24 protein-coding genes and 1 pseudogene are annotated in these 25,253 nt (G+C 37.7%); 10 read left to right on the top strand and 15 right to left on the bottom strand.

Features of this window, described 5'->3' with window-relative positions; genetic code table 11:
• Positions 1-7 precede the first annotated feature (7 nt).
• The gene (locus JQX68_RS09915; RefSeq protein WP_147771940.1) at positions 8-1,570 is read right to left on the bottom strand and encodes a spore germination protein; all 1,563 of its coding nucleotides are present in this window, start codon (positions 1,568-1,570) and stop codon (positions 8-10) included.
• Between the two features lie 265 nt (positions 1,571-1,835).
• Positions 1,836-2,024 (bottom strand): hypothetical protein, encoded by a 189-nt coding sequence (locus JQX68_RS09910; protein WP_014664111.1) that lies wholly within the window; start codon positions 2,022-2,024, stop codon positions 1,836-1,838.
• A 258-nt stretch (positions 2,025-2,282) separates the two neighbouring features.
• Here JQX68_RS09910 and JQX68_RS09905 point away from each other — a divergent pair, with 258 nt between their 5' ends.
• Entirely contained in the window at positions 2,283-2,717 is a 435-nt protein-coding gene (locus tag JQX68_RS09905) for an SRPBCC family protein (RefSeq protein WP_136654429.1), read from the top strand.
• Positions 2,718-2,784: 67 nt separating this feature from the next.
• Here JQX68_RS09905 and JQX68_RS09900 read toward each other — a convergent pair whose 3' ends face one another.
• The gene (locus tag JQX68_RS09900) at positions 2,785-3,183 is read right to left on the bottom strand and encodes a hypothetical protein (RefSeq protein ID WP_014664109.1); all 399 of its coding nucleotides are present in this window, start codon (positions 3,181-3,183) and stop codon (positions 2,785-2,787) included.
• A gap of 185 nt (positions 3,184-3,368) precedes the next feature.
• Here JQX68_RS09900 and JQX68_RS09895 point away from each other — a divergent pair, with 185 nt between their 5' ends.
• The 5 genes and pseudogenes from JQX68_RS09895 to JQX68_RS09875 all read left to right on the top strand — a co-directional run bounded on the left by JQX68_RS09895 (position 3,369) and on the right by JQX68_RS09875 (position 6,064).
• A complete protein-coding gene (locus JQX68_RS09895) occupies positions 3,369-3,557 on the top strand; it encodes a twin-arginine translocase TatA/TatE family subunit (RefSeq protein WP_014664108.1) in 189 nt (62 codons plus the stop codon).
• Positions 3,558-3,732: 175 nt separating this feature from the next.
• Positions 3,733-3,978: a hypothetical protein gene (locus JQX68_RS09890; RefSeq protein WP_014664107.1), complete on the top strand. Its 246-nt coding sequence runs from the start codon at positions 3,733-3,735 to the stop codon at positions 3,976-3,978.
• Between the two features lie 182 nt (positions 3,979-4,160).
• Positions 4,161-4,516: pseudogene (locus JQX68_RS09885) on the top strand (YoqO family protein).
• Positions 4,517-4,679: 163 nt separating this feature from the next.
• Positions 4,680-5,396, top strand: a complete 717-nt coding sequence (locus JQX68_RS09880; RefSeq protein ID WP_040083056.1) for a YrpD family protein — start codon at positions 4,680-4,682, stop codon at positions 5,394-5,396.
• A 455-nt stretch (positions 5,397-5,851) separates the two neighbouring features.
• Positions 5,852-6,064, top strand: a complete 213-nt coding sequence (locus JQX68_RS09875; protein ID WP_040083057.1) for a hypothetical protein — start codon at positions 5,852-5,854, stop codon at positions 6,062-6,064.
• A gap of 28 nt (positions 6,065-6,092) precedes the next feature.
• Here the strand turns inward: JQX68_RS09875 and JQX68_RS09870 are convergent, their stop codons facing one another.
• The gene (locus JQX68_RS09870; RefSeq protein WP_069149648.1) at positions 6,093-6,659 is read right to left on the bottom strand and encodes a hypothetical protein; all 567 of its coding nucleotides are present in this window, start codon (positions 6,657-6,659) and stop codon (positions 6,093-6,095) included.
• 539 nt (positions 6,660-7,198) lie between these two features.
• Complete coding sequence (locus JQX68_RS09865) at positions 7,199-8,038, bottom strand: thymidylate synthase (RefSeq protein ID WP_136654431.1); 840 nt, start codon at positions 8,036-8,038, stop codon at positions 7,199-7,201.
• 314 nt (positions 8,039-8,352) lie between these two features.
• On the opposite strand from JQX68_RS09865, the gene JQX68_RS09860 reads away from it, so the two are divergent.
• Positions 8,353-9,000 (top strand): VanZ family protein, encoded by a 648-nt coding sequence (locus JQX68_RS09860; RefSeq protein ID WP_345774682.1) that lies wholly within the window; start codon positions 8,353-8,355, stop codon positions 8,998-9,000.
• A 92-nt stretch (positions 9,001-9,092) separates the two neighbouring features.
• On the opposite strand, the gene dutA is transcribed toward JQX68_RS09860, so the two are convergent.
• Positions 9,093-9,521: a dUTP diphosphatase DutA gene (dutA, locus tag JQX68_RS09855; RefSeq protein WP_069149646.1), complete on the bottom strand. Its 429-nt coding sequence runs from the start codon at positions 9,519-9,521 to the stop codon at positions 9,093-9,095.
• A gap of 34 nt (positions 9,522-9,555) precedes the next feature.
• Positions 9,556-10,017 carry a DUF2691 family protein gene (locus tag JQX68_RS09850; protein WP_147771939.1) on the bottom strand — a complete coding sequence of 154 codons (462 nt, stop codon included), beginning with the start codon at positions 10,015-10,017 and terminating at the stop codon, positions 9,556-9,558.
• A gap of 645 nt (positions 10,018-10,662) precedes the next feature.
• Between JQX68_RS09850 and alr the strand changes: the two genes are divergently transcribed.
• Entirely contained in the window at positions 10,663-11,847 is a 1,185-nt protein-coding gene (gene alr, locus JQX68_RS09845) for an alanine racemase (RefSeq protein WP_103032104.1), read from the top strand.
• Positions 11,848-11,950: 103 nt separating this feature from the next.
• Here the strand turns inward: alr and JQX68_RS09840 are convergent, their stop codons facing one another.
• On the bottom strand, positions 11,951-13,366 hold the full coding sequence (locus JQX68_RS09840) for a sugar porter family MFS transporter (protein WP_147771938.1): 1,416 nt from the start codon (positions 13,364-13,366) through the stop codon (positions 11,951-11,953).
• A gap of 409 nt (positions 13,367-13,775) precedes the next feature.
• On the opposite strand from JQX68_RS09840, the gene JQX68_RS09835 reads away from it, so the two are divergent.
• On the top strand, positions 13,776-14,387 hold the full coding sequence (locus JQX68_RS09835) for a thermonuclease family protein (RefSeq protein ID WP_147771937.1): 612 nt from the start codon (positions 13,776-13,778) through the stop codon (positions 14,385-14,387).
• Positions 14,388-14,600: 213 nt separating this feature from the next.
• On the opposite strand, the gene JQX68_RS09830 is transcribed toward JQX68_RS09835, so the two are convergent.
• The 3 genes from JQX68_RS09830 to xylA all read right to left on the bottom strand — a co-directional run bounded on the left by JQX68_RS09830 (position 14,601) and on the right by xylA (position 18,529).
• Positions 14,601-15,299 carry a glycoside hydrolase family 11 protein gene (locus tag JQX68_RS09830; RefSeq protein ID WP_147771936.1) on the bottom strand — a complete coding sequence of 233 codons (699 nt, stop codon included), beginning with the start codon at positions 15,297-15,299 and terminating at the stop codon, positions 14,601-14,603.
• A 243-nt stretch (positions 15,300-15,542) separates the two neighbouring features.
• Positions 15,543-17,045, bottom strand: coding sequence for a xylulokinase (gene xylB / locus JQX68_RS09825; RefSeq protein WP_136654436.1), 1,503 nt, complete (start codon positions 17,043-17,045; stop codon positions 15,543-15,545).
• A gap of 146 nt (positions 17,046-17,191) precedes the next feature.
• Entirely contained in the window at positions 17,192-18,529 is a 1,338-nt protein-coding gene (gene xylA / locus JQX68_RS09820) for a xylose isomerase (RefSeq protein WP_147771935.1), read from the bottom strand.
• A 250-nt stretch (positions 18,530-18,779) separates the two neighbouring features.
• Between xylA and xylR the strand changes: the two genes are divergently transcribed.
• Complete coding sequence (gene xylR, locus JQX68_RS09815) at positions 18,780-19,934, top strand: transcriptional repressor XylR (RefSeq protein WP_069839403.1); 1,155 nt, start codon at positions 18,780-18,782, stop codon at positions 19,932-19,934.
• 108 nt (positions 19,935-20,042) lie between these two features.
• Here xylR and xynB read toward each other — a convergent pair whose 3' ends face one another.
• The 4 genes from xynB to JQX68_RS09795 form a co-directional block, all read right to left on the bottom strand.
• Positions 20,043-21,644, bottom strand: coding sequence for a xylan 1,4-beta-xylosidase (gene xynB / locus JQX68_RS09810; RefSeq protein ID WP_147771934.1), 1,602 nt, complete (start codon positions 21,642-21,644; stop codon positions 20,043-20,045).
• Between the two features lie 30 nt (positions 21,645-21,674).
• Positions 21,675-23,066: an MFS transporter gene (locus JQX68_RS09805; RefSeq protein ID WP_147771933.1), complete on the bottom strand. Its 1,392-nt coding sequence runs from the start codon at positions 23,064-23,066 to the stop codon at positions 21,675-21,677.
• An 876-nt stretch (positions 23,067-23,942) separates the two neighbouring features.
• Complete coding sequence (locus tag JQX68_RS09800; RefSeq protein WP_205440636.1) at positions 23,943-24,107, bottom strand: hypothetical protein; 165 nt, start codon at positions 24,105-24,107, stop codon at positions 23,943-23,945.
• A 268-nt stretch (positions 24,108-24,375) separates the two neighbouring features.
• The gene (locus JQX68_RS09795; protein ID WP_040083078.1) at positions 24,376-25,017 is read right to left on the bottom strand and encodes a DUF3885 domain-containing protein; all 642 of its coding nucleotides are present in this window, start codon (positions 25,015-25,017) and stop codon (positions 24,376-24,378) included.
• Positions 25,018-25,253: the final 236 nt, after the last annotated feature.

The following is a 25,253-nucleotide window of genomic DNA, read 5'->3' as shown; positions in this document are numbered from 1 at the left end:
GAGTTCATCACTTCACCCGTTTTGTATTATCTGTATTCATCATTTTAGGCCGGCGCTTCATGACTAAAAGAGGCATTCTGATGACAAAGTCTTTCCAATCTTTTAAGCGATAAGGCACTGCCGGACTTGCGTATGGCACACCAAAGCTCTTTAGCTTCACAACATGGCTGCTTAGCAGCAGATAATACATAATAACTCCAAACAATCCAAACACCGCCGCACAAAACATCGCGCCAAACCGAAGCATCCGAAGTGCTATGCCTGTGCTGTAATGCGGAATGGCAAATGAAGAAATTGCTGTGAGCGCAACGACAATGACCATGATTGGACTGACAATTCCCGCCTGCACAGCTGCTTCTCCGATGATTAATCCGCCGACTATGCCGATTGCGGGTCCAATGGGTTTTGGCAGACGAAGCCCAGCTTCTCTTAAAATTTCGATTGCAACTTCCATAAATAAGGCTTCAATGAGGGATGGGAATGGAACGCCTTGGCGCGTCCCGGAAATTGAAATCGCCAGCTTGGTCGGAATTAACCCAGGATGAAAAGAAATAAATGATATATATAAAGCCGGTGCGAATAACGTAATCAATGCTGCTATGAACCTCAGCAATCTGATGAGCGAGCTCGGGAACCACCGTTCATAATAATCTTCAGGCGATTGAAGCATCATGCTGAAAGTGACCGGAACAATCAAAGCAAACGGAGTGCCGTCAAGCAGAATGGCTACTCTTCCTTCCATTAATCCGCTTATGACGCGATCAGGACGTTCTGTACTCTGAACTTGCGGGAATGGGCTCAAATAACTATCCTCAATTAACTGTTCAACATAGCCTGACTCCGGCAAATGATCGATCTCAATCCCTCTCACTCGTTTTTTTACTTCCTCGACCACTTTTGGATCTGCAATATCATTCATATATGCAATGATTAAATCCTTCTTTAATCGTGTCCCTACTTCAAATCTCTGCAATGTTAATTGATCATTTTTTCCTTGCTGTCTTAAAAGAGCTGTATTCGTACTCAGCTCTTCTGTAAAGCCTGTGCGCGGCCCTCTGACAAGCGCTTCTGAAAGCGGCTCCTCGATACTTCGATTTTGTTTTTTTACGGTTCCCAGAAGAAAGGCCTGCGGCATTCCATCGATGAGAAGCGCTGCCGAACCCATGAAAACATTCAATACGATATCACTGATTTTCTCTGATTCTATAACATCACCGATTGACACGATTTGATTTTTTATCTGTTTCGAAGTAAAAATGTCTTTTCCGGCTTGAGAAAATTGGTCGCTGACCTGATGAGTATGATTCATGACTAATACTGTTAGGACTTTATGAATCAAATCTTGGTCAGACAGCCCTTCAACAAAGATTAATGACGCTTTTACATGTAAATGAGTGATTTCAAGCTCTCGGAAATGAACGTCCCCGTTATGTCCAATTATTCTTTTTACCTGTTCTGTATCGTATCCGATGTTACCGGTTAACACACCTTGATCCTTCTTTTCAGTTGTTGAATGATCTGATTCTTGCTGCTTCTGTGTTTTAAACTGATTGCTCCGCCACCTCATCATTGCACCTTCTTATACATGAATCCAAGTAAACACTTTATAGATGACATATGGAACGAGAAATACAACTAACGCTTGAAACCACACATTCCAGTCAGTAAGAGTTGATATCATGTTATCCATCTGTCAATTCCCTTCTCTCGCTAATAGGATTATTTTTCCCGTATATCTATATTTTATGTTCGTCTTTTTCTCAATAAGAAAAGCATGATGAACATTTCATCATGCCTTCAAGAAATCAAATCTTTTTTAGACAGCCTCGAATGAACTAAAATTCCAGTTTAAAGCTTTCTGCCTGATCTGAAACTTCCACAGGAATCCCCATTATCGTTTTCGGTTTGGATACGTAAACAAAGCGCATTTCTTCCTTTAATTGCTGAAACGCTTTTTCACTAACTACGATTCTGGCTGGCTTCCCTGGACTGTTATCAATGGCTGCTTTAATTTTTCCAAGCATAAAAAACCTCCTGTTTTAGAAAAATGGTAGATTTACTATTAAAATAAAACTGATAAGCACAGCAAAATCGCGCAAATTAAATGGGCTGAATAGGAACCTGACCCAAACATAAGCAAGAATGCAATCACAACTATACATTTTCGGCTGATACACTATTCATCAGCAGCTGCAGCATAAACAATGCAAGCTATGGACATGATCTTATTAGTTATTATATGATTAAATTGAAAAAACATCATATGTCAAGAGGTAAACGAAATGGCTCAAAATCATGAAAATACATTACCAGATATTACGAAAAGCATTACCCTGGAGGCTCCCATTCAGAAAGTCTGGGAGACAGTCTCCACTTCAGAAGGCATTGCCAAGTGGTTTATGCCCAATGACTTTCAGCTCAAAGAAGGACAAGAATTCCACTTGCAATCACCGTTTGGACCGTCCACTTGTAAAGTTTTAGCTGTTCAAGCTCCAACTGAACTTTCTTTTGAATGGGATACAGAAGGATGGGTCGTTACCTTTCAATTAGAAGACTTGGGGGAAAAAACGAGGTTTACCCTTATTCACGGCGGCTGGAAAGAGCCGAATGAATTGATCGGCAAAGCCAACGAGAAAAGCTCCGTCATTCGCGATAAGATGGATGGCGGCTGGACTGGCATCGTAAATGAACGGCTTCGTAAGGCTGTCGAAGAATAAAAAAAGAGAGAGATACCTCTCTCTTTTTTGTTTTTAACAAAGGGTTGTACTTCACAATTTGAGCACATCAATCATAAAACGTAACCGCTTTAGATTTTCCAGAGTAATCGGTGACAAAAAACTCAGCCTTGTTATTGCTCCCATCTACAAATTTTCCAATACTGCCAAAGGTGTAGCATTCTCCGGGTGAAAAATAGTTTGACCCTACATAATCATCAGGATTGTCGCCGGCATCATCCTCATATAAGTGCAGTGAGACAGAAAAAGGAGTGCTTCCTGAAAGGCACACTCTAAAATCTCCTCCGCTCGAGTATACCGCGGGACTTGAGTAGGTATATGTGTAAGACCCCAACTTATCCCACTCTCCAGCTCCCGCAGTTCCCGCTTTTTCTGCTTGTGCCGTTAATGGAAAAACCGCCGCCAGCCCTAAAACAGACAAAAATCCAAATACCTTAGTAAATCTCATCAGCCACACCTCTCCTTTATTTCAATCACCTTAAGCAGGGCATTGGACATTATATTCAGCAGCAGCCGTTTTAAGAATCCGCTTTTGAGCTTGTTTTAATTTGTCAAAATAAATGCATTCCCATTTGAACTGCCATCTCTTATAATTTGTGTAAAAGGTTGTACTTCAATCAGGAGGAAAGGGATATGGAATTAAGCTTCACAAAAATACTCGTTATTTTGTTTGTAGGTTTTTTAGTGTTTGGACCTGATAAACTGCCGGCGCTTGGCCGTGCAGCAGGAAAAGCCTTATCAGAATTTAAACAAGCAACCAGCGGACTGACTCAGGATTTAAGAAAAAGTGATGCAGACAACAAAGAAGACAAACAAATATAAGATAAATCGTTTGGGCCGATGAAAAATCGGCTCTTTATTTTGATTTGTTTCTATGTCACCTGTCTTTTTTCTTCCATTTGGACAGCCCTTTTTTCCTTCTATGATTTTAACTGTCCAAGCCGCAAGATCAACTCGCCGTATAATAAAACGTATTATAAATAAAGGAGGAGTATATATGGGTTATTACAAAAAATATAAAGAAGAGTATTATACGGTCAAAAAAACGTATTACAAGAAGTATTACGAATATGATAAAAAATACCACCATGATAAAAAAGATGACGACTGTGATTATGACAAAAAATATGATGACTATCATAAGAAAGATGATGACTGTGATTACGATAAAAAATATTATGATCACGACAAAAAAGACTATGATTATGTTGTAGAGTATAAAAAGCATAAGAAACATTACTAAACTCCATTCACATCTCCTCGTTTTCACCTTTCCCCGGCTAATGCCGGGCTTTTTTGAGCACTATCATCTTGAAGCTTCCCTTCACTTTCTATAAAAACCTTGGTGACTGAATTAAAAAATGAATGATGAATATTTAGTACATAGTTTATTTAGTTCTCTTATAGCATAAAAGGAGAGGTTGTTTGTCTAGAAACATCGTATTTTATCTCATTTTACTTTGTCTATTTATATCAGTTGCCATGACAAGCTTTGAGGTGATAAGAACAATCGCCAATGTTAGCTGCTTTGTTTTCGTATTGCTGTATTTTAAAGATGAAATGAAAACATACTCACGTAAAGCGTTAGCAATCCTAAGCATTTGTTTTCTTTTCTTAGTCGGTATCTGTGCTTTTATCATGTTACAAGGACAGACATTGATGAAACAGCACCCTTTTTTACAGGCTGGGAAACGATAGCGCGCATTCTTTTGATTATCGTTTCTTTAAGCATTTGTGCTTTTATTATGAGGAAAATTTCAAATCGGTTAAAACGATTATGATCTTATTATTTCCTTTGTTAAAGGTATATAGCTTTCAGATTTCAGAAACGTTTCGTCCCTTACATCACTCAAAATGAAATATTTTGTCGATTTATATACATAAATCCAGTTCCAAAATAAGGTATAATAAATGACGGAATCACTATCAAAAGGGGGAATTTGAGTGAAAAAAGTATTGATTGCAGGTGCAGTAGGAACAGCCATTCTTTTCGGAACACTTCCATCAGGTATACCAGGCTTGCCCGCGGCAGATGCTCAAGTCGCAAAAGCAGCCTCCCAGCTGCCTAAGGGAATCGGCGGCCGCGCCTATCTGAATAGTACAGGCGCCGTTTTCACAGCTAAAATCAATCTTCCTGACACTGTAAAATATGATACGGTCTCTACTCCTTATATTTATTCAGGATTTAGGGCAACAAGCGGAACTGAGGCAGATATCGGGCTTCAGTACAGCAAGCAATACAACGTCTGGAAGCCCCTCATGAAGGTAGGATCCAAAAATGAAGAAACGTACATCGAAGGAAAAGACAAGTTCACATACAATAAAGGCTTCCGCCCTGGAAGCACAGTCCAAATGACAATCTATAAAAATTTAAACGGCAATACGCGCATGACCCTTTGGGGAACGAACAATGACGGCTATACCGGACGAATTATCACAGAAATTCAAGGGACCAACATCGGCACGATTTCAAAATGGAAAACACTTGCTACTGCAGCAGTTTCTTATGAAAGCCAGCGTGATGCCATCAAAACAGCCTTTTCGACATCTTTTAACAGCATCACAATCGACAATAAAGCTATCACTCCTGTGGTAGATACACAGGATTTCGCAAAGGTTTCTGTTTCAGGAAATAACGTTACAATCTCTGTTAATAAATAAACGAAGCAGCAAAAGGCCGCCAGCATTGCTGGCGGTTTTTGCTAGCATTTTCGTCCTCTCTAAAAAACCCGCTCAGTTTCCAAAATTATAGAGATATATGAACAGAGAACCTTTTGTCCAGCTATGCGATAAAATAAGACGTTTTGTTTAAGGGATTAAAGAGTAAGAAACAAAAGAAATTCTCTCCTATAGTTGAAAAGGTTAACAATGTTAATAAATATTAGTAAAACAAAAGTTGAAATTTTAAAATAACTTTGGTATGATTTATTTAAGTAATATAGAACTAGATACTATTAAAAGCCCCTCATTTGTGGGGCTTTCAATTATTTCTTTATTACAAAAATAATATTCAAAGACAGTTTGACAATATTCTATTGTTTGCTGATTATTGAATTATCTTAATATTCAGCTCTTTCGTTTATTTATATCACATTATAATATAGGGTGGAATTTGTATGAAATACGAAAAAACAGGTCTTTTTGGGATAATTCTTGTTATTATTGCTCTTCTGGTATCAATGTATTTTATGTTTAATACAAAAGCCTTGATTCCTGCTGGATATGATTTAGCTATTCATGGAATAGTTATATCAAGAACATTAATGATCGCTTTCACTTTGTATCTAGTTTCAAAATTAGGATATTTTCTTCTTAATAAAAAAGATTAGCTTTTAAGCTAATCTTTTTTATATAAAATTAATAGTTTTTCAGAGCATATTCTCCATACATAGGTTTTTTAACTACATATTTTTTCTTTGATACACATTTACCAGTAACAATATCCTTGCGACAGTTGTACCCTTCTTCTACATTATATCTAACTCTATATGCCATATAGACTCTTTTATTTGCTCCAACATTTAGAGTGTATCCTTTAGAGCTAGCTACAGAGCCTGCAGTAGATATTCCTAAACCACTAATAGATCCGCTTACAGTTGTTGTAAAAGTAACTGTTTTGTTTGCAGTAATAGATCCCCCTTTACTGCCAGTTGCTATATTATCGGATACCCTTTTAAAACTAGACCAGCTTTTATACGTTTTAACATTCATCTTAACATTGCGAAAATCGTTCACAAATTGCGCAGTAAACTCTCCGCCTCCAGATCCAGTCGACTCGTTTGCAAATACAGTATGTACTTGTGATGCCACATCGTTAACAGTCTTGTCTGCTCCTTTTTCAGCAGCTAATACATTGCCATTAGGAACACCTAATATAAATAGAGCAATCGAACTAATGGCTAACTTACAAAAAACTTTTTTCATCAACAACAGTCCTTTCTATGTATTCATTTAGTACCATATAAGTATACAATTTCTAGAAATATATTTAAATGGTTATTTTTAAATGTTGGGAATATTTTTTATATATAGGCTGAGTAAGAGAATAATAGATGAAAAACAGAGATTATGACGGCGATTCTTTAATGTGATCGCATGTATAAATACAAAACCAGCCAATTCTAACGATAAAAGTTTGAAGCATAGAATAGACTCAACAATCCTTACAGCTATCGTATAGACTTTTCTTCGCAACACAATATTCTTAAGGCCTATAATATTATTAGCAGGAATTACACCTGATAAAACGAATTGCCTTTTCACCGCGTATTCAATTTTTTCAGATCAAAGAATCCGCCATTCCTCTTGTACGTAAGACCATCTGACGCTTTTAAACAATACCTTCGGTTACATGCGCTCTAATTTTGTTTTCTCTTTATTTGCAACTTATATTCTGTTATAGAATATCCTTTCATATTTAAATTTTATAAAAATTACCAACAATAAAATAAAAAAAGGCAGCATTAAACTGCTACCTCAAATGAAAGCTTGTCCCCATGCTTATAGTTGATTAACTTAAAATCATCGATTGTAAAATCATAAAAATCTTTCACTTCAGGATTGATCCATAGTTCCGGTGCTTCAAACTGTTCTCTTTCCATCTGGATTTTCAAATTGTCTATATGACGGGTGTACACATGGCAATCCCCAATGTTAAAAATATATTCACCAAGCTCATAGCCAGTCACTTGAGCAATCATGCGCTGCAACACATTATACTGAAATACATTGAACGGATTCCCCAAGGCCATGTCATTGCTCCGCGCTCTTACCTCAAGGTGGAGTTTCCCTTGTTTTACATACCACTGTGTCTCGTATACACATGGCGTTAAGGCCATTGCGTCTAATTCATCCGGATTCCACAGCATGGTAATGTGTCTGCGTGAAGATGGATTGTTCTTCAATTGATGAAGAAGATAATCAACCTGATCCACCTTTTCTCCATTTAAATTTCTGTTTTTCTTCCCCAGCTGAAATCCATATGCATGACCAATAGTGCCGTCTTCTTGTTTCCACTGATCCCAAATATGTACGCCCATCTTGTTTAAATCATTAACATCGTTCGATTTCAGCTGCCAAATCCAGAGCAATTCTTTAATGGCTGTTTTCCAGGCAACTTTTTTTGTCGTTAAAATCGGAACCTCTGAGTTGTCGAATCTCATTTGCTTACTAATCACACTTAGTGTATGAGCCGGTGTTCCATCTGAGTCCCACTTTGTTCTTACTTGAAATTCTTCGTCTGAGATTCCATTATTTATAATGTCATTTATGATTGAGTTGTATTGTTTATCGAATTGAGTCATGGCAATTCATTTCCTTCCTTCATTTTCAGTTGCTTGGCATAATATATTACGAATACAATATTATCGCAAATAGTAAGCACGCACCGATAAAATGAGATTCTTATTCCATCCCTTTGTGTGTAAAGAGGAGTTACCCCCTCTTTTACATCGGTATTTCTCCATAACATAGTCTGTCACATTGCTTTTAGTTACCGCAAGTTTTGACCCAGACACACCATTTAACTTGGTTAATGATGATATCCTAGTTTTTATTTGCCCTCTGATCAAACATTCTTTTATTTTAGAAATTCCTTCATTTTCCTATTTGTGTTAAAATGAATCAAAAAGGAAATTGTGGTGTACTTATGCTCGACTCGTCTTTTCTCTTGCCATTTTTAATGGTCCTCTATTTTTGCTTTCTAGTTTATCGACTCATTAAACGAGCCCTTTTTAAAAAAGATGGATTACCCATACATAAGCATATCGTTATCTTTTGTTTATTGGTTTACTTTTTCAATTTGATAAGTGTTACATTATTTCCTCTGCCCGTAGATGCTGGTTTGATAAAAGATATGAGGTACGACTCTTATCTCCCATTTGTATCAGGGAATAACTTCATCCCATTTTATTTCTTTGTAGATGTTTATCACGAAGGCCTACAATTTTATGTAATCAGATCAATCGGAGGAAACCTGATATTACTGCTCCCAGTTGGCTTTTTATTTCCACTGTTATTTGAAAAGCTTAATAACCTTAAAAAAATATTACTAATTGGATTTTTCATTTCTTTGTTTATTGAACTAACACAGCTTTCGTATTCAGTGTATATAAAATCTGTTTACAGAAGTTTTGACGTGGATGATTTAATGCTTAACACCTTAGGGACTTTGTTAGGCTATTGGTTCTTTTACATATTAAGCATGTATTATAAAAGACTAGCTAATCGCTATAAAAATAAAAATGGGACCTCAATAAACATTTAATCATTTGCTGTTCAAATTAGATAATATGTACCTTGGCTGTAATCTGCATTGATCAATCACACATCATGAAGACAGCCAAGGATTTATTTTGTTTACTTAGTACCTGTTGAACCGAGTCCTCCTCTATCCTCGTTTCCCAAATGCTCTACTTCAACCAATTCAACCGCCGGCATTTTCTTCATGATTCTAAACTGACAGATACGATCACCCTTCTTAATTTCAGTATCGCGCAATGCATAAGCAGGAAAGAACCAAAAATCGTTGTCTCCCTTGTATGACTCATCGATAACACCCATTGAATTTGTTTGAATAACGCCAAAGTTCTTATATGTGCTTGACCGAGGAACGACATGTGCTTCGTAACCTTCTGGCAGCTCCATTGCTACACCTAATGGGACAAGCTTAAATTCATCTTTTTTGATTGTTACATCTTCAGCTGCTCGAAGATCGATCCAGTCTCCCTTCTCAATTTTGCTGATTCTTGTTTGTGTTTCATCTAGATATTTGATTTTAATTTGCATTGTTATGTATTAGCTCCTTTTATTTTATTGGCTATCATACAGTAAGGCCTGTTCTTGTGTCATTTTCATCAGTTATAAACTGAACGTCTTCAAAATCATTGTGTAAAGCATTAAAATAAAGTTTTTCAATGGTATTTTTGTTTTTACAGTAAATCGAAATGTAGCTATTATCTGCTATCAAAAGGACAAATTCGCAATCACTGTCAGCAAACTCTTCATATGTATTGACTTGATTAACTGTTTTTCTATGTGGAAATGCTTTCAATTCAACGAAAATGGTATAGTACTGATTCGTTTTTAATAGTTGCGCAAAATCTGCCCCTTCAACAATAGCAAAGTCATGAAAGAGCTCCTCATTATCGAGCTCTCCATCTACTACAAAATAAGATTCACCACTCGTTTGCCACTTATAATGAGCTATGTCTACTGGCTGCAGTATTCGCCATAGAAAATTTCCATATTCATTCGGTATTTGAAAACTAACTCCCCTTTTCATGTATACCCCTTACTTAAACGATTTTTTGAATACGAATTTAATTATATACTCTGATGTCAGGTTTATGGAACAAGGAATTGACTGCTTTTTGAACGGATTATCTTTTACAGAATTTTCTCAGTCCTTCTCATTTAAAAGGTTCTTCTAATGTTCATACCTTAGGCGCCCCCTTTCCTCTAGGCTCAGTCAGTATCTTTATATAAAGTGTCTTTCTTGTTCTATTCTCTGCAGACCGTGCTTTTTCGCTTTAATCATCTTCATGTTCTGGCCAGTTTGCTCCGTCATAGTGTTCAACACTCTAACCGGTATCCCTTGTTATTGAGAACGGTGAAACCTCCCTGTTTGATTTCTGGTTATCATTCCTCCTATGAGAGTGTACCAAAACAAATAATCACTGCAGATTATTTTTGATTAGTTGTACTTCTCATATCCTCAGCCTCCATATCCATTCTCATCCCCTTACAAGCCTCGTTTATCCGTATTTGCTATTCGAACATTGATAAGCACCTTTTCGTATCACATGGATTTGCTGTTGAATGATTTCAAATGAAACTGAATAAAATAAGATCGAATCATCCAACAATTAACATTTATTCTTGCGGCAATAGGTGGTAGTTACAATCCATAAGAAGGAAGGAAGCGTTGATGATAAAGCTTTGCCGAGAAGTTTGGATCGAAGTCAATCTTGATGCCGTTAAAAAGAATTTGCGAGCGATCCGCCGTCATATTCCACATAAGAGCAAAATTATGGCTGTCGTAAAAGCGAACGGTTATGGTCACGGGTCTATAGAAGTGGCGCGTCATGCACTTGAACACGGGGCGAGTGAGCTCGCTGTTGCCAGCGTGGAGGAAGGAATCGTTTTACGAAAAGCGGGGATTACAGCACCTATCCTTGTGCTTGGTTTTACGTCCCTTAGTTGTGTGAAGAAGTCAGCGGCTTGGGATATAACATTATCAGCATTTCAGGTTGATTGGATAAAAGAAGCAAACGAGATATTGGAGAAAGAAGCAAGTACTGATCGGCTGGCTATTCATATTAACGTGGATACCGGCATGGGACGATTAGGTGTACGCACAAAGGAAGAGCTTTTAGCAGTAGTGAAAGCCCTAAAGGTAAGCGAATTTCTCAGGTGGACAGGGATTTTTACACATTTTTCAACAGCTGATGAACCAGACACGACACTTACAAAGCTGCAGCACGAAAAATTCATCAATTTTCTCAGCTTTTTAAAAGAACAAGGAATTGAGCTGCCCACCGTGCATATGTGCAACACGGCTGCAGCTATCGCATTTCCGGAATATAGCGCTGATATGATCCGTTTAGGTATCGGTTTATATGGTTTATATCCTTCTGCCTATATTAAACAACTACATCTCGTTAAGCTTGAACCTGCGCTAAGTTTAAAAGCGCGCATTGCTTATGTCAAAACCATGCGGACAGAGCCCCGAACCGTTAGCTATGGTGCTACATACGTTGCAGAACCTAATGAAGTAATTGCTACAATCCCGATCGGCTATGCTGACGGCTATTCTCGTGCCCTTTCCAATCGCGGGTTTGTTCTTCACCGCGGAAAACGAGTGCCTGTAGCGGGAAGAGTAACAATGGATATGATCATGGTCAGTTTAGGAGAAAACGGTGAAGGTGAACAAGGAGAAGAAGTCGTAATTTACGGTAAGCAAAAAGGAGCTGAGATTTCCGTTGATGAAGTGGCTGAAATGCTCAATACGATTAACTATGAAGTGGTGTCTACATTAAGCCGCCGCATCCCTCGTTTTTATATAAGAGATGGCGAGATTTTCAAAGTATCAACTCCCGTATTATACGTGTAGAACATCTTAACATGCTGAATCAAAATCCCTCTGGCAGAGGGATTTTGTTTTTTCTGAAGCTAAACAAAAATCCCCCCTCTAAGAAGAGAGATGTTCAACATATCTATACCTCAATAACTGATTGTTCAGGAGTATTGTGATCATGTCGAAAACGGAAATGCTCTTCTAGTTCTTCAAGTGTACGCCCCATTGTTTCCGGCATGAATTTGTACACAAAACCAATTGCCAATACACCTAAAGCCACGAATATAAAGAATGTAAAAGACAACCCTACAGAACTAAGCAAGATCGGGAAAGCAAAACCAATCACAAAGTTTAATATCCAGAGAAAAAAAACACTTATCCCAGAACCAAGTCCTCTCAATCTTTGAGGAAATATTTCCGCTATGACCAGCCAAGTCACAGGTCCTACACACCCTTGCATAAAGGCAAGAAATAAAACGGTCAAAGAAAGCACCACATAAGGAAGTGCCATAGATCCATCAAGCACAATTGAGAAAATTGCAATCAATAGGAGCGCTGTAGTCGTCCCCGCCAAACCAATCAACAATATTGGACGCCGCCTTACTTTTCCGACCAGCCAAATCCCAAATATAACTGCAATAACGGATATCAGCCCATTCCCAATATTAGCGATTAAAGCCGCTTTTGTGCCAAAACCGGATTCTTTAAGGATTTGTGTGCCATAATACATAATCGAGTTCACACCTGTAATTTGATTTACGATGGCTACACCGATTCCAATCAGCAAAAGACGGCGCAGCCATGGGGTAGAAAAGTCCTTGAGCGATGCCTTCTCAAGCTGTGTATCTTTTTCTACCGCTTTTTCAATTTCCCGATATTCAGCTTCTGCACGTTTATCTTCACGAATTTGTTTAAGAACACGCAGCGCCTCATTTTTTTTGCCTTTGGAGATTAGCCATCTCGGGCTTTCTGGCACCTTAAGCATACTGGCAAATAACATGATAGCCGGAACGGCACAAATGACTAGCATGTATCTCCAAACATGTCCCGTATTTGCCATTGTTACACCAAGGATGGCATTAAAAACATATGCTAAAAATTGCCCGCCAACAATCATTAGCTCATTTTGGGTTACCATACGTCCTCTCTTCTCATGCGGTGCCATTTCTGCTAAAAAGGCCGGTACCATCGCTGAGGCTCCCCCAACAGCCAGTCCCAATAAAAAACGAAAGACCGTCATGATGAAAACACTAGGTGCAAACGCTGTCCCAAGTGATGCCAAGAAAAATAAAAAAGAGAGATTAAGGATCATTTTACGGCGGCCATATCGATCAGCTAATCTTCCGCATAACAACGCTCCAAACGCCGCACCTAATAAAAGAATACTCGTAACAAGCCCTTCTGTAACCGCTGTTAAATGAAGCTGATCTGGTCTTGCCATAAAAGGCAAAGCTCCATTTATAACTCCGGTGTCATACCCAAAGAGAAGTCCTCCAAAAGTTGCTGAGATCATTATTAATTTTAACCTTCGATTTCGATGTTCATTCATATCCATCTCCCCTGCCTTTATTAAGAATACTTAATAAGCTCTTTCAGTGTGGATATTGATACAAAACTAATGTCATCTCGATCTTAGATTTCTGCGTTTGTAATCGTTTGCATTTTTAATCAATAACATAATCCGTTAATTGTTATATTGTAGTGATGTTTTTGTCATATTATTGTCACTTCTGATATTATCATAATTCCAAAAGCATTTTCAGTCAATATCATTTTCAGAATTGTTTATCTTCCTTCTGTAATGGTAATATTTTGGTCACCTTATTACAAAGTTAACCATTGGTAATTTCAGTGTAAGAAGTTCCCCTGAAGTTATAGGTATTTTCCATTCACAAAAAATGTCCATATCGTTATAATGTTGATGTTTAAGCGCGAAAAGAGAAAATGATAAAGAGGGAATGAATATGAAGAAGATTTTGGTCAGTATGATCGCAGCCGTTTTAAGTATTACTTTGGGAGCTTGCGGATCAAATCGCACATCACCAAACCAGTCAGGTTCTAGTGAGGCTGAGCATACTCACTCTAATGAATATAAACAGCCAGAACAAGAGGCTGGCACGCCTCATAAGAAATTGGTAGATGTTACATTAGATAGAACAGTTGATGGAGATACGATTAAGGTGATTTACAACGGAAAAAAAGACACAGTTCGCTACTTGCTCGTTGATACACCTGAGACGAAGAAACCGCATTCTTGTGTTCAGCCATACGGTGAGGATGCGTCAAAACGAAATAAAGAATTGGTCAACAGCGGTAAGCTGCAGCTGGAATTTGATAAAGGCGATCGCAGAGATAAGTATGGAAGACTGTTAGCTTACGTTTATGCTGACGGCAAATCTGTTCAGGAAACATTGTTGAAAGAAGGATTGGCCAGAGTAGCATATGTATATGAGCCAAACACCAAATACATAGACCAATTCAGACTAGATGAGCAAGAAGCAAAATCAGAAAAACTTTTCATCTGGAGCAAGAATGGATACGTGACCAATAGAGGTTTTCATGGCTGTGTGAAATAGAAAAACACTGCCTATGAAATTTTCTGCTGTATAGCACACGAGATAGCTGATTTCGCAACTCCTAATAGTTAGAGTTGATCTTACTTTTTCAACATGAATCTTTTTGAATAATATAAAAAGTGTAGATAATAAAAAACCCCTTTCACGTTAATGTGAGGGGGTTTTTTGTGCATGAACATACTACCAATATTCATCGTAAATCAAGAGAAAGGATTATTGACTTTTCCCACCAACAGTCAATACATTGGTAGTTACATTAGCACTGCCATTACTTTGATAGCCCTCTACAGTAAATGCGGTTTCATACATCTTACCCATTGGCATTCCTAAGCTTTCCCACTTTTTGAAGTGTTCGCTGACAGATACGGTTCCGCTTGTTCGTTTTGTCTGCCGGACACTCCAATACTGTTTAAAGGTTGTGATACCTATAATGGAAGGTTGGTTGATTCTAGTGGTCTCATAAATGTCATATGTCCCTCCATCAACAGTAAATGTACCTTTAGGCGTTCCAGTCGGTCTATAGGTGCCCCAATTATCGACGATGTAATATTCTACGAGCGGATCTTTTGTCCATCCATAAACACACAGATATGAATTTCCTCCCGGATTGAAGGTTGCGTTGTAACGAATTGATATATTTCCAAGTTGTGAGTGAGTCTTGGTTGTATCGAATTTCTTGCCTTTTCGGAATAAAGCATTCCCAATGTTACTCCACTGGGCGCTAAACGCGCCACCGCTATTTAGCGTCATACTAGTGTTCCCATAATCCTTCCACAATTCATAATCATAGCCATCTTGGGAACCAGTTTGATTTGAGGTGATTGTAGTTGCCGCCTGTGCGGACCATGCAGGTAATGTCAGTGCTAGACTAAATAAAACTGCTAATAAAAACTTCATTCTTTTTTGCTTCATTTGGTATTCCTCCTGTTTGATGAGGGTGTATTTGGTCTTACCGTTGTGCTCACCAACTTTCAAAAGAGGCTGCCATGGTAGTTAGACTATTATTCTCTCTTTCCCCTTAAAAAACTTAGTTTATAATGTAATAGACTTTTGTTTTTTGAAAATAGAATTGCATGAAATGATTTTTTGATAACGTTTTCAATTTTGTTAACAGATAATGCTTTTGATGGTGATTCGTCGCTAATTGTTCCATTGTCATTCGTTTTTTCGAAAGCTCTGCAAAGCTGTATTGAGATCCTTTGTGTGAGTGTAGATGTTCTTATACAAATCAAATAGTGTTTTATATTTTTGGACATTTTGTTCCATTGGATAAAATGTAGCAGCCTTACGAATGAACTGCTTTGCACAATCTTCAAGGGATTCAAACCACCCATTTCCAAAAGCAGCCAGCATAGCCGCTCCCATGGCTGGACCTTGTTCATTTTCTAACTTAATCACCCTCGCATTGAAAATGTCAGCTTGCATTTGCAGCCACGTTTCATTTTTAGCACCCCCACCAATAGAAACGACAGTATTAGCTGATTTTCCCGCTTCGCGGAATAGCTCAATTGATTCATGCAAAGAGAATGTGATACCTTCCATTATCGCCCTCAAAAAGTGCTCTCTTTTGTGGGCTCCATCCATTCCGATCAAGCTTCCCCGGATAGAAGAATCAGCATGCGGCGTTCTTTCACCCACCAAATAAGGAGTGTATAGCAGCCCATTGGCTCCTATCGGAATAGATTCCACCCCCTGCAATAATTGCTCAAACGATTCGTTTGGCGCAAACGTATTTTTAAACCAATCCAAGCTGTATCCTGCAGCGAGCGTGACTCCCATCGTATAAAAAGAATCCTTTTTTCCATGATTAAAAAAGTGCACTTTCCCTTTAAAGTCTCTTTCATTGTCTTCTTCATAGGAAAGTATGACCCCTGAGGTCCCAATACTGCATAATGTTTTGCCAGAAGAAAGAATATCCGCTCCAATAGCACCGCAAGCATTATCCGCTCCCCCGGCGTACACTTTTGTTTTTTCCAATAGTCCTGTCTCCGCGGCGACGTTCGGAAGCAGCGATCCTACACAATCATGAGATTCAACAAGCGGAGGACAAATATCTACAGGTATACCAAATTGTTTGCAAATATCATCACTCCACTTCTTGCGGGCAATATGTAAAAGTAAAGTCCCTGCTGCATCGGAGTATTCAGTGTGAATGGCACCAGTCATACGAAATCTCACATAGTCTTTTGGAAGCAAAAAAACAGCCGTTTTTTTGAAAAGTTCAGGTTCATTTTCCTTCACCCATAACATTTTAGGTAATGTAAACCCTTCAAGAACGCGGTTTTTTGTGATGTCAAGCAGATGATCGCCAAATGTCTCGGTAATCCTGATACATTGAGGCGTCGTTCTGGTATCATTCCAAAGAATTGCATGGCGCAACACCTGACGATTTTGGTCAAGCAGCACCAACCCATGCATTTGTCCCGAATAGCTTATCCCATCAATATCCTTGGCTTGAATTTCAGATATAGAAACCAATTCAGCCAATGCTTCAATTGTTTGCTGCACCCAGTCTTCAGGATTTTGCTCACTATATCCCGCCTTCTCTTGGATGAGCGGATAACGTTTGGACGTTTCTGCACAAACCTTGCCGTTTTGATTGACTAAAATAGTTTTAACAGCACTCGTCCCAAGATCAATTCCAATGACGTACTTCATTTTTTCACTCCTTACCCTTTTAAAAAATCATTCACTCTAAATAAATCCCAATTATAAAAATTACCCGTCATAACAATCAGAAAGAGTAAAGGAATTATGACGGGTAGTTCGGTGACTTTGTATCGCAGGATCTGGAGCTTATCCCGTTATACTTCTAAAATGTATTGGTTCAATATCGCTTTTAATCGCTCCTGTCTTCCAGATTCGTTTTTAATTGATTGATTATTTAGCGCATATTGCTCAAGTGTATTGAAATTAGCTCTTCCTTCTATAATGTCAAGACCAATCCCTTCAGTAAAGCTGCGGTAGCGGTGTTGAATCACATCTTCAAACACACGATCTTCGATTAATTTATGGGCGACTTTCAATCCTCTTGCAAATGCATCCATCCCTGCAATATGGGCATATATTAGATCATCAGGCTCAAAAGAAGATCTTCTGACCTTCGCGTCAAAGTTTAATCCTCCGCTTCCAAGGCCGCCATTTTGCAGAATTTCGTACATTGCTAGTGTAGCAGAATATAAATCTGTCGGAAATTCATCTGTGTCCCAGCCTAACAGAGGGTGTCCCTGGTTCGCGTCAACAGAGCCAAGCAGACCATGCACTCTTGCCATGCGTAATTCGTGTTCGAATGTATGCCCGGCTAATGTGGCATGATTGGCTTCGAGATTTAATTTAAAATGATTGTCTAAGCCATATTGCTTTAAAAAGGCAATGGTTGTTGCTGCATCTGTATCGTATTGATGGACGGTCGGCTCTTTTGGTTTTGGCTCAATCAAAAACTGCCCTGTGTACCCGATTTCCTTCGCGTAATCCACTGCCATATGCAAAAATCTTGCCAAATTATCAAGCTCAAATTTTAAATCGGTATTTAACAATGTTTCATATCCTTCACGGCCGCCCCAAAATACATAGTTCTCGGCGCCAAGCTCTTTTGCTGTTTCTAACCCTTTTTTCACTTGTGCTGCAGCGTACGCAAACACATCTGCATTGCAAGAAGTCGCAGCGCCATGGACGAAACGGGGATTTGTAAACATGTTTGCAGTATTCCATAATAGCTTAACGTTGCTATTTCTCATGTAATCTTTAATCATGCTCACGATCATATCCAAATTTTGGTTAGTCTCTTTTAGCGTACTTCCTTCTGGTGCAATATCCCGGTCATGAAAAGCAAAATATGGTGCATCTAGTTTTTCAAACATCTCAAATGCTGCTTCTACTCTCACCTTCGCTAGATCCATGCCTTTATAGTGATCCCATGGTCTTTGCATCGTAGCCGCTCCAAAAACGTCTGTGCCATCAGCAGTAAATGTATGCCAATAAGCAATAGAAAATCGCAAATGCTCTTTCATCGTTTTTCCGCCGATTACTTCTTGAGGATTATAATATTTAAATGCTAAAGGATTAGTCGAATCTTTCCCTTCGTAAACCACTTTGTTTGCGCTTCCAAAATAGTTGACTGAACTAGAATGAGATTGAGCCATGTGATTTCCCCCTTAAAAATAAATTCAGAACAGATCACGCAAATACAGATGCATTTTATTCATATTGTAAGTAAGTTGCACATTAGTTTGTTGCCTGAACAAACTAACTTATTTTCATCTTATATAACCTCATCAGTATTTTCAATATTTTTTTTAGTTTTTTATGAACACATTAGATATAATAAAGGGAAGATTCGCTATGTACTATGTTCATACTTAATTTAAAGGTTATACAAATGGAGTGGATGAAGTGGATATCGCAGATCAAGCCTTTGTTAAAAAAGTAAATCAAAAGTTATTATTAAAAGAAATACTTAAAAATTCACCGATTTCAAGAGCAAAATTATCTGAAATGACTGGATTAAATAAATCAACTGTTTCATCACAGGTAAACACATTAATGAAAGAAAATCTTGTATTTGAAATAGGTCAAGGACAATCAAGTGGCGGAAGAAGGCCTGTCATGCTTGTTTTTAATAAAAAGGCAGGATACTCCGTAGGAATAGATGTTGGTGTGGATTATATCAATGGCATTTTAACAGACCTTGAAGGGACGATCGTTCTTGATCAACACCACCATTTAGAATCAAATTCTCCAGAAATAACGAAAGACATTTTAATTGATATGATTCATCACTTTATTACGCATATGCCCCAATCTCCTTACGGTCTTATTGGTATAGGCATCTGTGCGCCAGGACTCATTGATAAAAATCAAAAAATTGTTTTCACTCCGAACTCGAACTGGAGAGATATCGACTTAAAATCTTCTATACATGAGAAATTCAATGTGCCTGTTTTTATTGAAAATGAGGCAAATGCTGGCGCATATGGAGAAAAAGTATTTGGTGCTGCAAAAAATCACGATAACATTATTTATGCAAGTATCAGTACAGGGATAGGGATCGGTATTATTATCAACAACCATTTATATAGAGGGGTAAGCGGATTCTCTGGAGAAATGGGACATATGACAATTGACTTTAATGGTCCTAAATGCAGTTGCGGAAACCGAGGTTGCTGGGAATTGTATGCTTCAGAAAAGGCTTTATTAACATCTCTTCAGACGAAAGAGAAAAAAGTGTCCTATCAAGATATCATAGAGCTCGCCCATGCAAATGATATCAGCACCTTACATGCATTACAGAATTTTGGATTCTATTTAGGAATAGGCCTTACCAATATTCTAAATACATTCAATCCACAAGCCATCATTTTAAGAAACAGCATAATTGAATCCCATCCTATGGTTTTAAATTCAATTAGAAGCGAAGTATCGTCCAGGGTTTATTCCCAATTAGGCAATAGCTATGAATTATTACCATCTTCCTTAGGAAAAAATGCACCGGCATTAGGAATGTCCTCCATTGTGATTGATCATTTTCTGGATATGGTTACAATGTAATGTCGCTCTCCGCTCATCTTTAAAGATGAGCTTTTTGTTTGTTATATATAGGCACATTCTAAGATGAAAAAGGAGTCCTAAAATAGAGCCTCCTTTTTCACATACACTTTATTTTTCTGTATAACGAAAATATCTAAAGTCGGCCGGAATATGATGACCGCTGGTATCTTGACATTGCATCCCTACAAAGGCTCCTGTAAAGAATCCTCCCCCACGGATGTAATCATCTGATAATTTTTTCGATTCCAATGCAATATCAATTTTGTGCCAATCTTCTTTGTTAAAAGAATAGAAATAATAATATTTTTCCTTGTCGATATTTACTTTTAAATATACATACTTTACTTCACGAGGAATAACAATTTTATTGTGTAATGGCTGTGAAAAAGAAAAGTTATCACATATTGTTAATTCAAGAATACGGCCAAGTTCTTCATCATGCGTGATTTGAAGAGCCGTCCAGTTCTCTGTATTGTAGTAGTTCACCAATCCAGCAGCTTGTTGAAAATTTTCCGGGAAAAACGCTACAGCTGTTTCCGCTTCAAAATGGAGGCTTTGCCAACGCCTGGCTACAAATGCCTGAGTAAATGTCGAGGTTAATGATTCATGACCGTATAATCGTAAATGATTTGGCACCTGGATTAATGAACCTAATTTTTCTGTAAACGGGATTCTTAACGTTTGAAAATTGATATTTAATGTTGAATCCTCAAATTCATCAACTTCGGGGTACGTGGCTTCAAACACGGTTTCCGGTATAGAAGGCGCTTCCACCTCCAAGCTTCCTTCTTTTCCGCCTGCTACATAGGGCCATTCATCTTTCCAGTAGAGTTTTTGAATAGCAGTTTCTCTGCCCAAAGGACAATATCCTCTCTGCTGAAAAATTGACTCATCGTCTGGATGTATGGGACGTCCCGTTAAATGAGCTAAATACCACTCACCTGTATGTGTTTGAACAATGGATGCATGTCCGCATTTTTGCAATGGATTTCCTGGATCATGCCATGACGTTAAGATTGGATTATCGGGATGAACTTCATATGGTCCCTCAATATTTGCAGATCGGGCAATTGTAGCAGCATGTTCGAACCGTGTTCCTCCTTCTGCAGTTAGTAAATAATAATAATTCCCGATATGATAAAGGTGCGGAGCTTCTGTTAGCTTTCTGTCAGTCCCTTTAAATATCACTTTCGGTTTACCGATTAATTTTTGCTCCTTATCAGAATATTCCTGGATGACAATTCCTCCAAATGAGTGCCGGTCAATACGGTGATCCCATAACATATTTAATAAATATTTTTTTCCATCTGTATCATGGAATAAAGAAGCATCAAACCCGGAGCTGTTTAATGGTATCGGCTCCCCCCAATCACCATTAATCGTTTCACAAGTCACTAAATAATTGTGACAATCTTTCCAAGCGCCATCTACTACCTTAACGTCCGTATAGATCAGCCAGAACCTTCCATCACTATAGCTTAAACATGGTGCCCAAACCCCACCTGAATTAGGATTCCCTTTCATGTCTAATTGTGAAACTCTCTGTAATGGGTGTGCAACTAAGCGCCAATTGACTAAATCTTTTGAATGGTGGATCTGGACTCCCGGAAACCACTCAAATGTAGATACAGCGATATAATAATCCTCTCCTACCCTGCAAATACTTGGATCGGGATTGAATCCTTTCAGTACTGGATTGGTAATCTTCATTTTGGACTCCTCCTCAGTTTATTTTCTTTTTTAAGCTTTGAAATCATCAATATGATCCAAATAAACTTTGTCTCTATTCTCTAATTCTCGAACCATGTTTTTATATTTTTTCTCATCTAAGTTATAGAAATTAATATCAATTAAAGCCAGAGCCAGCAAGAACACGGGAATAATGGTGGTTGTAATTAAAATCCCCGTTAATGCCGCCGGAGTTTGTGCCTGATTTGCCACATATCCAAACTTATCAAGAACCAGACCTGGAACAACTCCTCCTAAGGCCATACCGAATTTAAAGAAAAATCCAATAATAGCGTATATGAGACCGCCCATTCTTTTCCCAGTCCTGTACTCTCCATATTCTATTGTTTCAGGAATAAGCGCCCACATATATCCCCCGGCAGTGAGACTTCCAGCAGCAGCGATTAAGCGACAGACAAGTATGAGGTATACATTACTTGGCGGAACAAACAGTAAAGCTAAGAGGCCGATTATATTCAGTAATAATGCATAGTTTAGTAATTTCTTCTTCCCCAATAATTGATGTAGCCTTGGAATAAACGGTAAAATGACCAAAGCGGGCAAACTTCCTATCAAACCGTACCACTTCACCAAATCCTCTCTTTCTAAGTTATACGTTACGTAATAAATGCCCACCGAATTACTGATGGAATTCACTCCAAAAATAATGATAAAGAAAATACTTAATACAACAAGTGGACGATTAACACGAAATTGCTCAAATATATCCGTAAATTTAATTTTTTCTTCGGATTTTTGAAGAGTGACACGCTCTTTTGTGCTTTTAAAACAAAAGATTAAAAGGCACCCGCCTATCATTCCCAAAATACCCATAGTTAGTTGCCAGCCAAGAGATTCGTTGCCGGAAGTATCGCTTAAATAAGCAGCCAGTAAAGGAACAAAAAATGCAACGACAAGTCCCCCAAGATTCGCAAATAACATACGGACAGACGTTATACTAACCACTTCTTGATTATTTCTGGTCATTGCAGATGTTAACGCGCCATATGGCACGTTTATCATTGTGTATGTAAGCGACAAGCCGACATAGGTGATATAGGCATATATTAATTTCCCCATATCCGAAAAATCCGGGGTTGTAAAACAGAGTATGGCCAGTATGACAAATGGAAAAGCTCCGAATAAAAGATACGGTCTAAAGCGTCCAAATTTGCTATTCGTTCTGTCAACTATTGTTCCAATAAAAGGATCAGCGAGTGCGTCGATTATTCTAACCACTAAGAACATAGTACCGGCGGCGGCTGCCGATAAACCAAATACATCTGTATAGAAAAACAAAAGATAAGTAGACACTGTTGCATAAATTAAATTACACGCAAAATCTCCAGACGCATATCCAACTTTTTCAACCATGCTAATCTTCTTTACATTTTCACCGAGCATGATTTCTCTCCTTTTCGATCCTTTAATATGGAACAGTGTGAAACGGTTTAAAAATCCCCTCAAACTTATGGACTGGACGTGTTTATAAAAGCGCTTTCAAAACAGAGCATTTTCATCATCTAAATGGTGATCAGCAAGCAGTAAACTCATCTTTTTTCGTCATACTTTATATGCTGAAAAAGGATAAAAGCTTCTTTCTTTTGTTTGTTCCCACCTTCCATCCAAATTTAACAAGAGATTTATCGATAAACAATTAAAGTTCCCCTCATTAGTTTGTTGATCGAACAAACTAACTTGACTTAATATTATAAAATCCCTTTGACTTTTTCAACATCTTTTTCAGAAAGTTTAAACAGGAATGAAATAAATATTGATTTTTGACTCTTCCGTTATATTCAGTGTCTCAAATATTTGCGAATGTCATGTATCAATTAACAACGATCAGTCCGAAAACAGATACTTGTGTAACCACATGACAAAGATGATCTATGCGAAATAAGGAATTGGTTAGTGGTAAGCTGCATTTAAGAGTTTGATAAAGGTGATTACAGGATGTATGGAGACTGTTAGCGTATGGCAAGCTTGGTCATGAGTAGAAAGAAAAGGAATGGCCAGAGTAGTTTATGTTATAAGTCCAACCCTACATACATATATCAATTCAGGAATAAATAAGAAGCAAAAACAGAGAAGCTTTCAACAGGAGTAGAAATGGCTATTTGACTGTCTGAGGACTAATGGCTTTGTTAAACACTATGATTTTTCCTTTCAAACGTATTTTAATCTTAAAAATTTAATTGAGGGTGAAAACAAAAGAGAATACAGAAATTAATTCTGTATTAATTTATTCAATAATCGTGAAAGTCATCTGTACAATATCTAAAAAGCCCTAAATACTGAATTAAAGAAAAACATCAATATGATAATGGCCAGCACAACAACAATTTCAAAAGTATGTGAACTGCCATCATCTTTTTCTCGTTCTTTCTTCTCCCTCATTTGCTCCCTATACTTTCTTTGTATTTCATCCTTTTTTTTATCCATCTTACTCGACCCCTTTCATCATAAAGTAAAGTCAAGCAATTCTGAAATTTCCCATCCCTTTCTGTTGACACTTAATTTAATCCAATCCTCATCATCAGCATATGGTTTTTTGAAATGGAAAACTAATTGAATCATTCATTTCTCAGCCCGACCTTTAGAATCCTTCCCTAATTACGTAAAACCATTTTAGCTGTTGTCCCATGGCTTGTCGAACTGAACTAGAGCCATATAAAACTTAGATTTTTTCAGTTTCTATTAAAAAAGAGTATTACACGTACTTATACTCTTCTACCCAGTCGTGGTATTTTTCATAAAGGTGACGTATTCGTTTGAAATCAAGAGCTATGACTTCACATCCGCGGTCATCATAGATAAAGAAAATAATGTCTTTTGTAATGTTCACAAAGAAAACATCAGGGTAATCAATAGAGTAACCTCCGAATTTCGGTTTCAATGGAAAATCCTCGTTACTGGCGGCTTTAAGTAATTCAGTTACACGTAAGTCTCGAGGTTTGCATAACAAGGAAAATTGCTGCATCTCATATTCTTCAGCTTTATTGATTTCAAAAGGGTAGGGATATGTCTTCACCATCATTTGATTCAAAAGATTTTTACACTTTAGAAACGGTTGATATACCTTTAATTTTCTTATACATTTCTCTTTCTTTTTGTGCTTATACATATTCGCCACAAGGAATATGTCATCATTTTGTTCGAATAATTCATTAAAAATGATTGAGGTTTGTTCATATACAATCTGAAACATCTTTAGATTCAATTCTTCATTTGCTTTGAGTTGATAGATATTTTCCCCAAGACAAAAATGGATTCCTGTGCCCCATTGATTATAGATGCTAGGAATTAATTCGAGGTTTTGAAACCTTTCCTCCATATACCCTATTACATTCATTCATACATTCTCACTTTCGGTTAATCAGATGATTTTATGTAGACCTAGAAAAATTGTAATTCCTTCCTATGATTGTAACTTTAGTATACCATTTTCACTCTGAGCGATCGATAGGAATATGGTCTTTTTGGAACCCCTTAAAAGATAATGAACATCTGTGGCTTGTTCACTTTATTCTCTGAGTTCAATGACATATTAAGCAATTCACCATAGATCAATTCTTACTAAGGCAAAAG

This window comes from Bacillus sp. LJBS06 (genome assembly GCF_016924995.1).
Taxonomy (GTDB): domain Bacteria; phylum Bacillota; class Bacilli; order Bacillales; family Bacillaceae; genus Bacillus; species Bacillus stercoris.
This window is presented reverse-complemented; position numbering and strand designations above follow the sequence as displayed.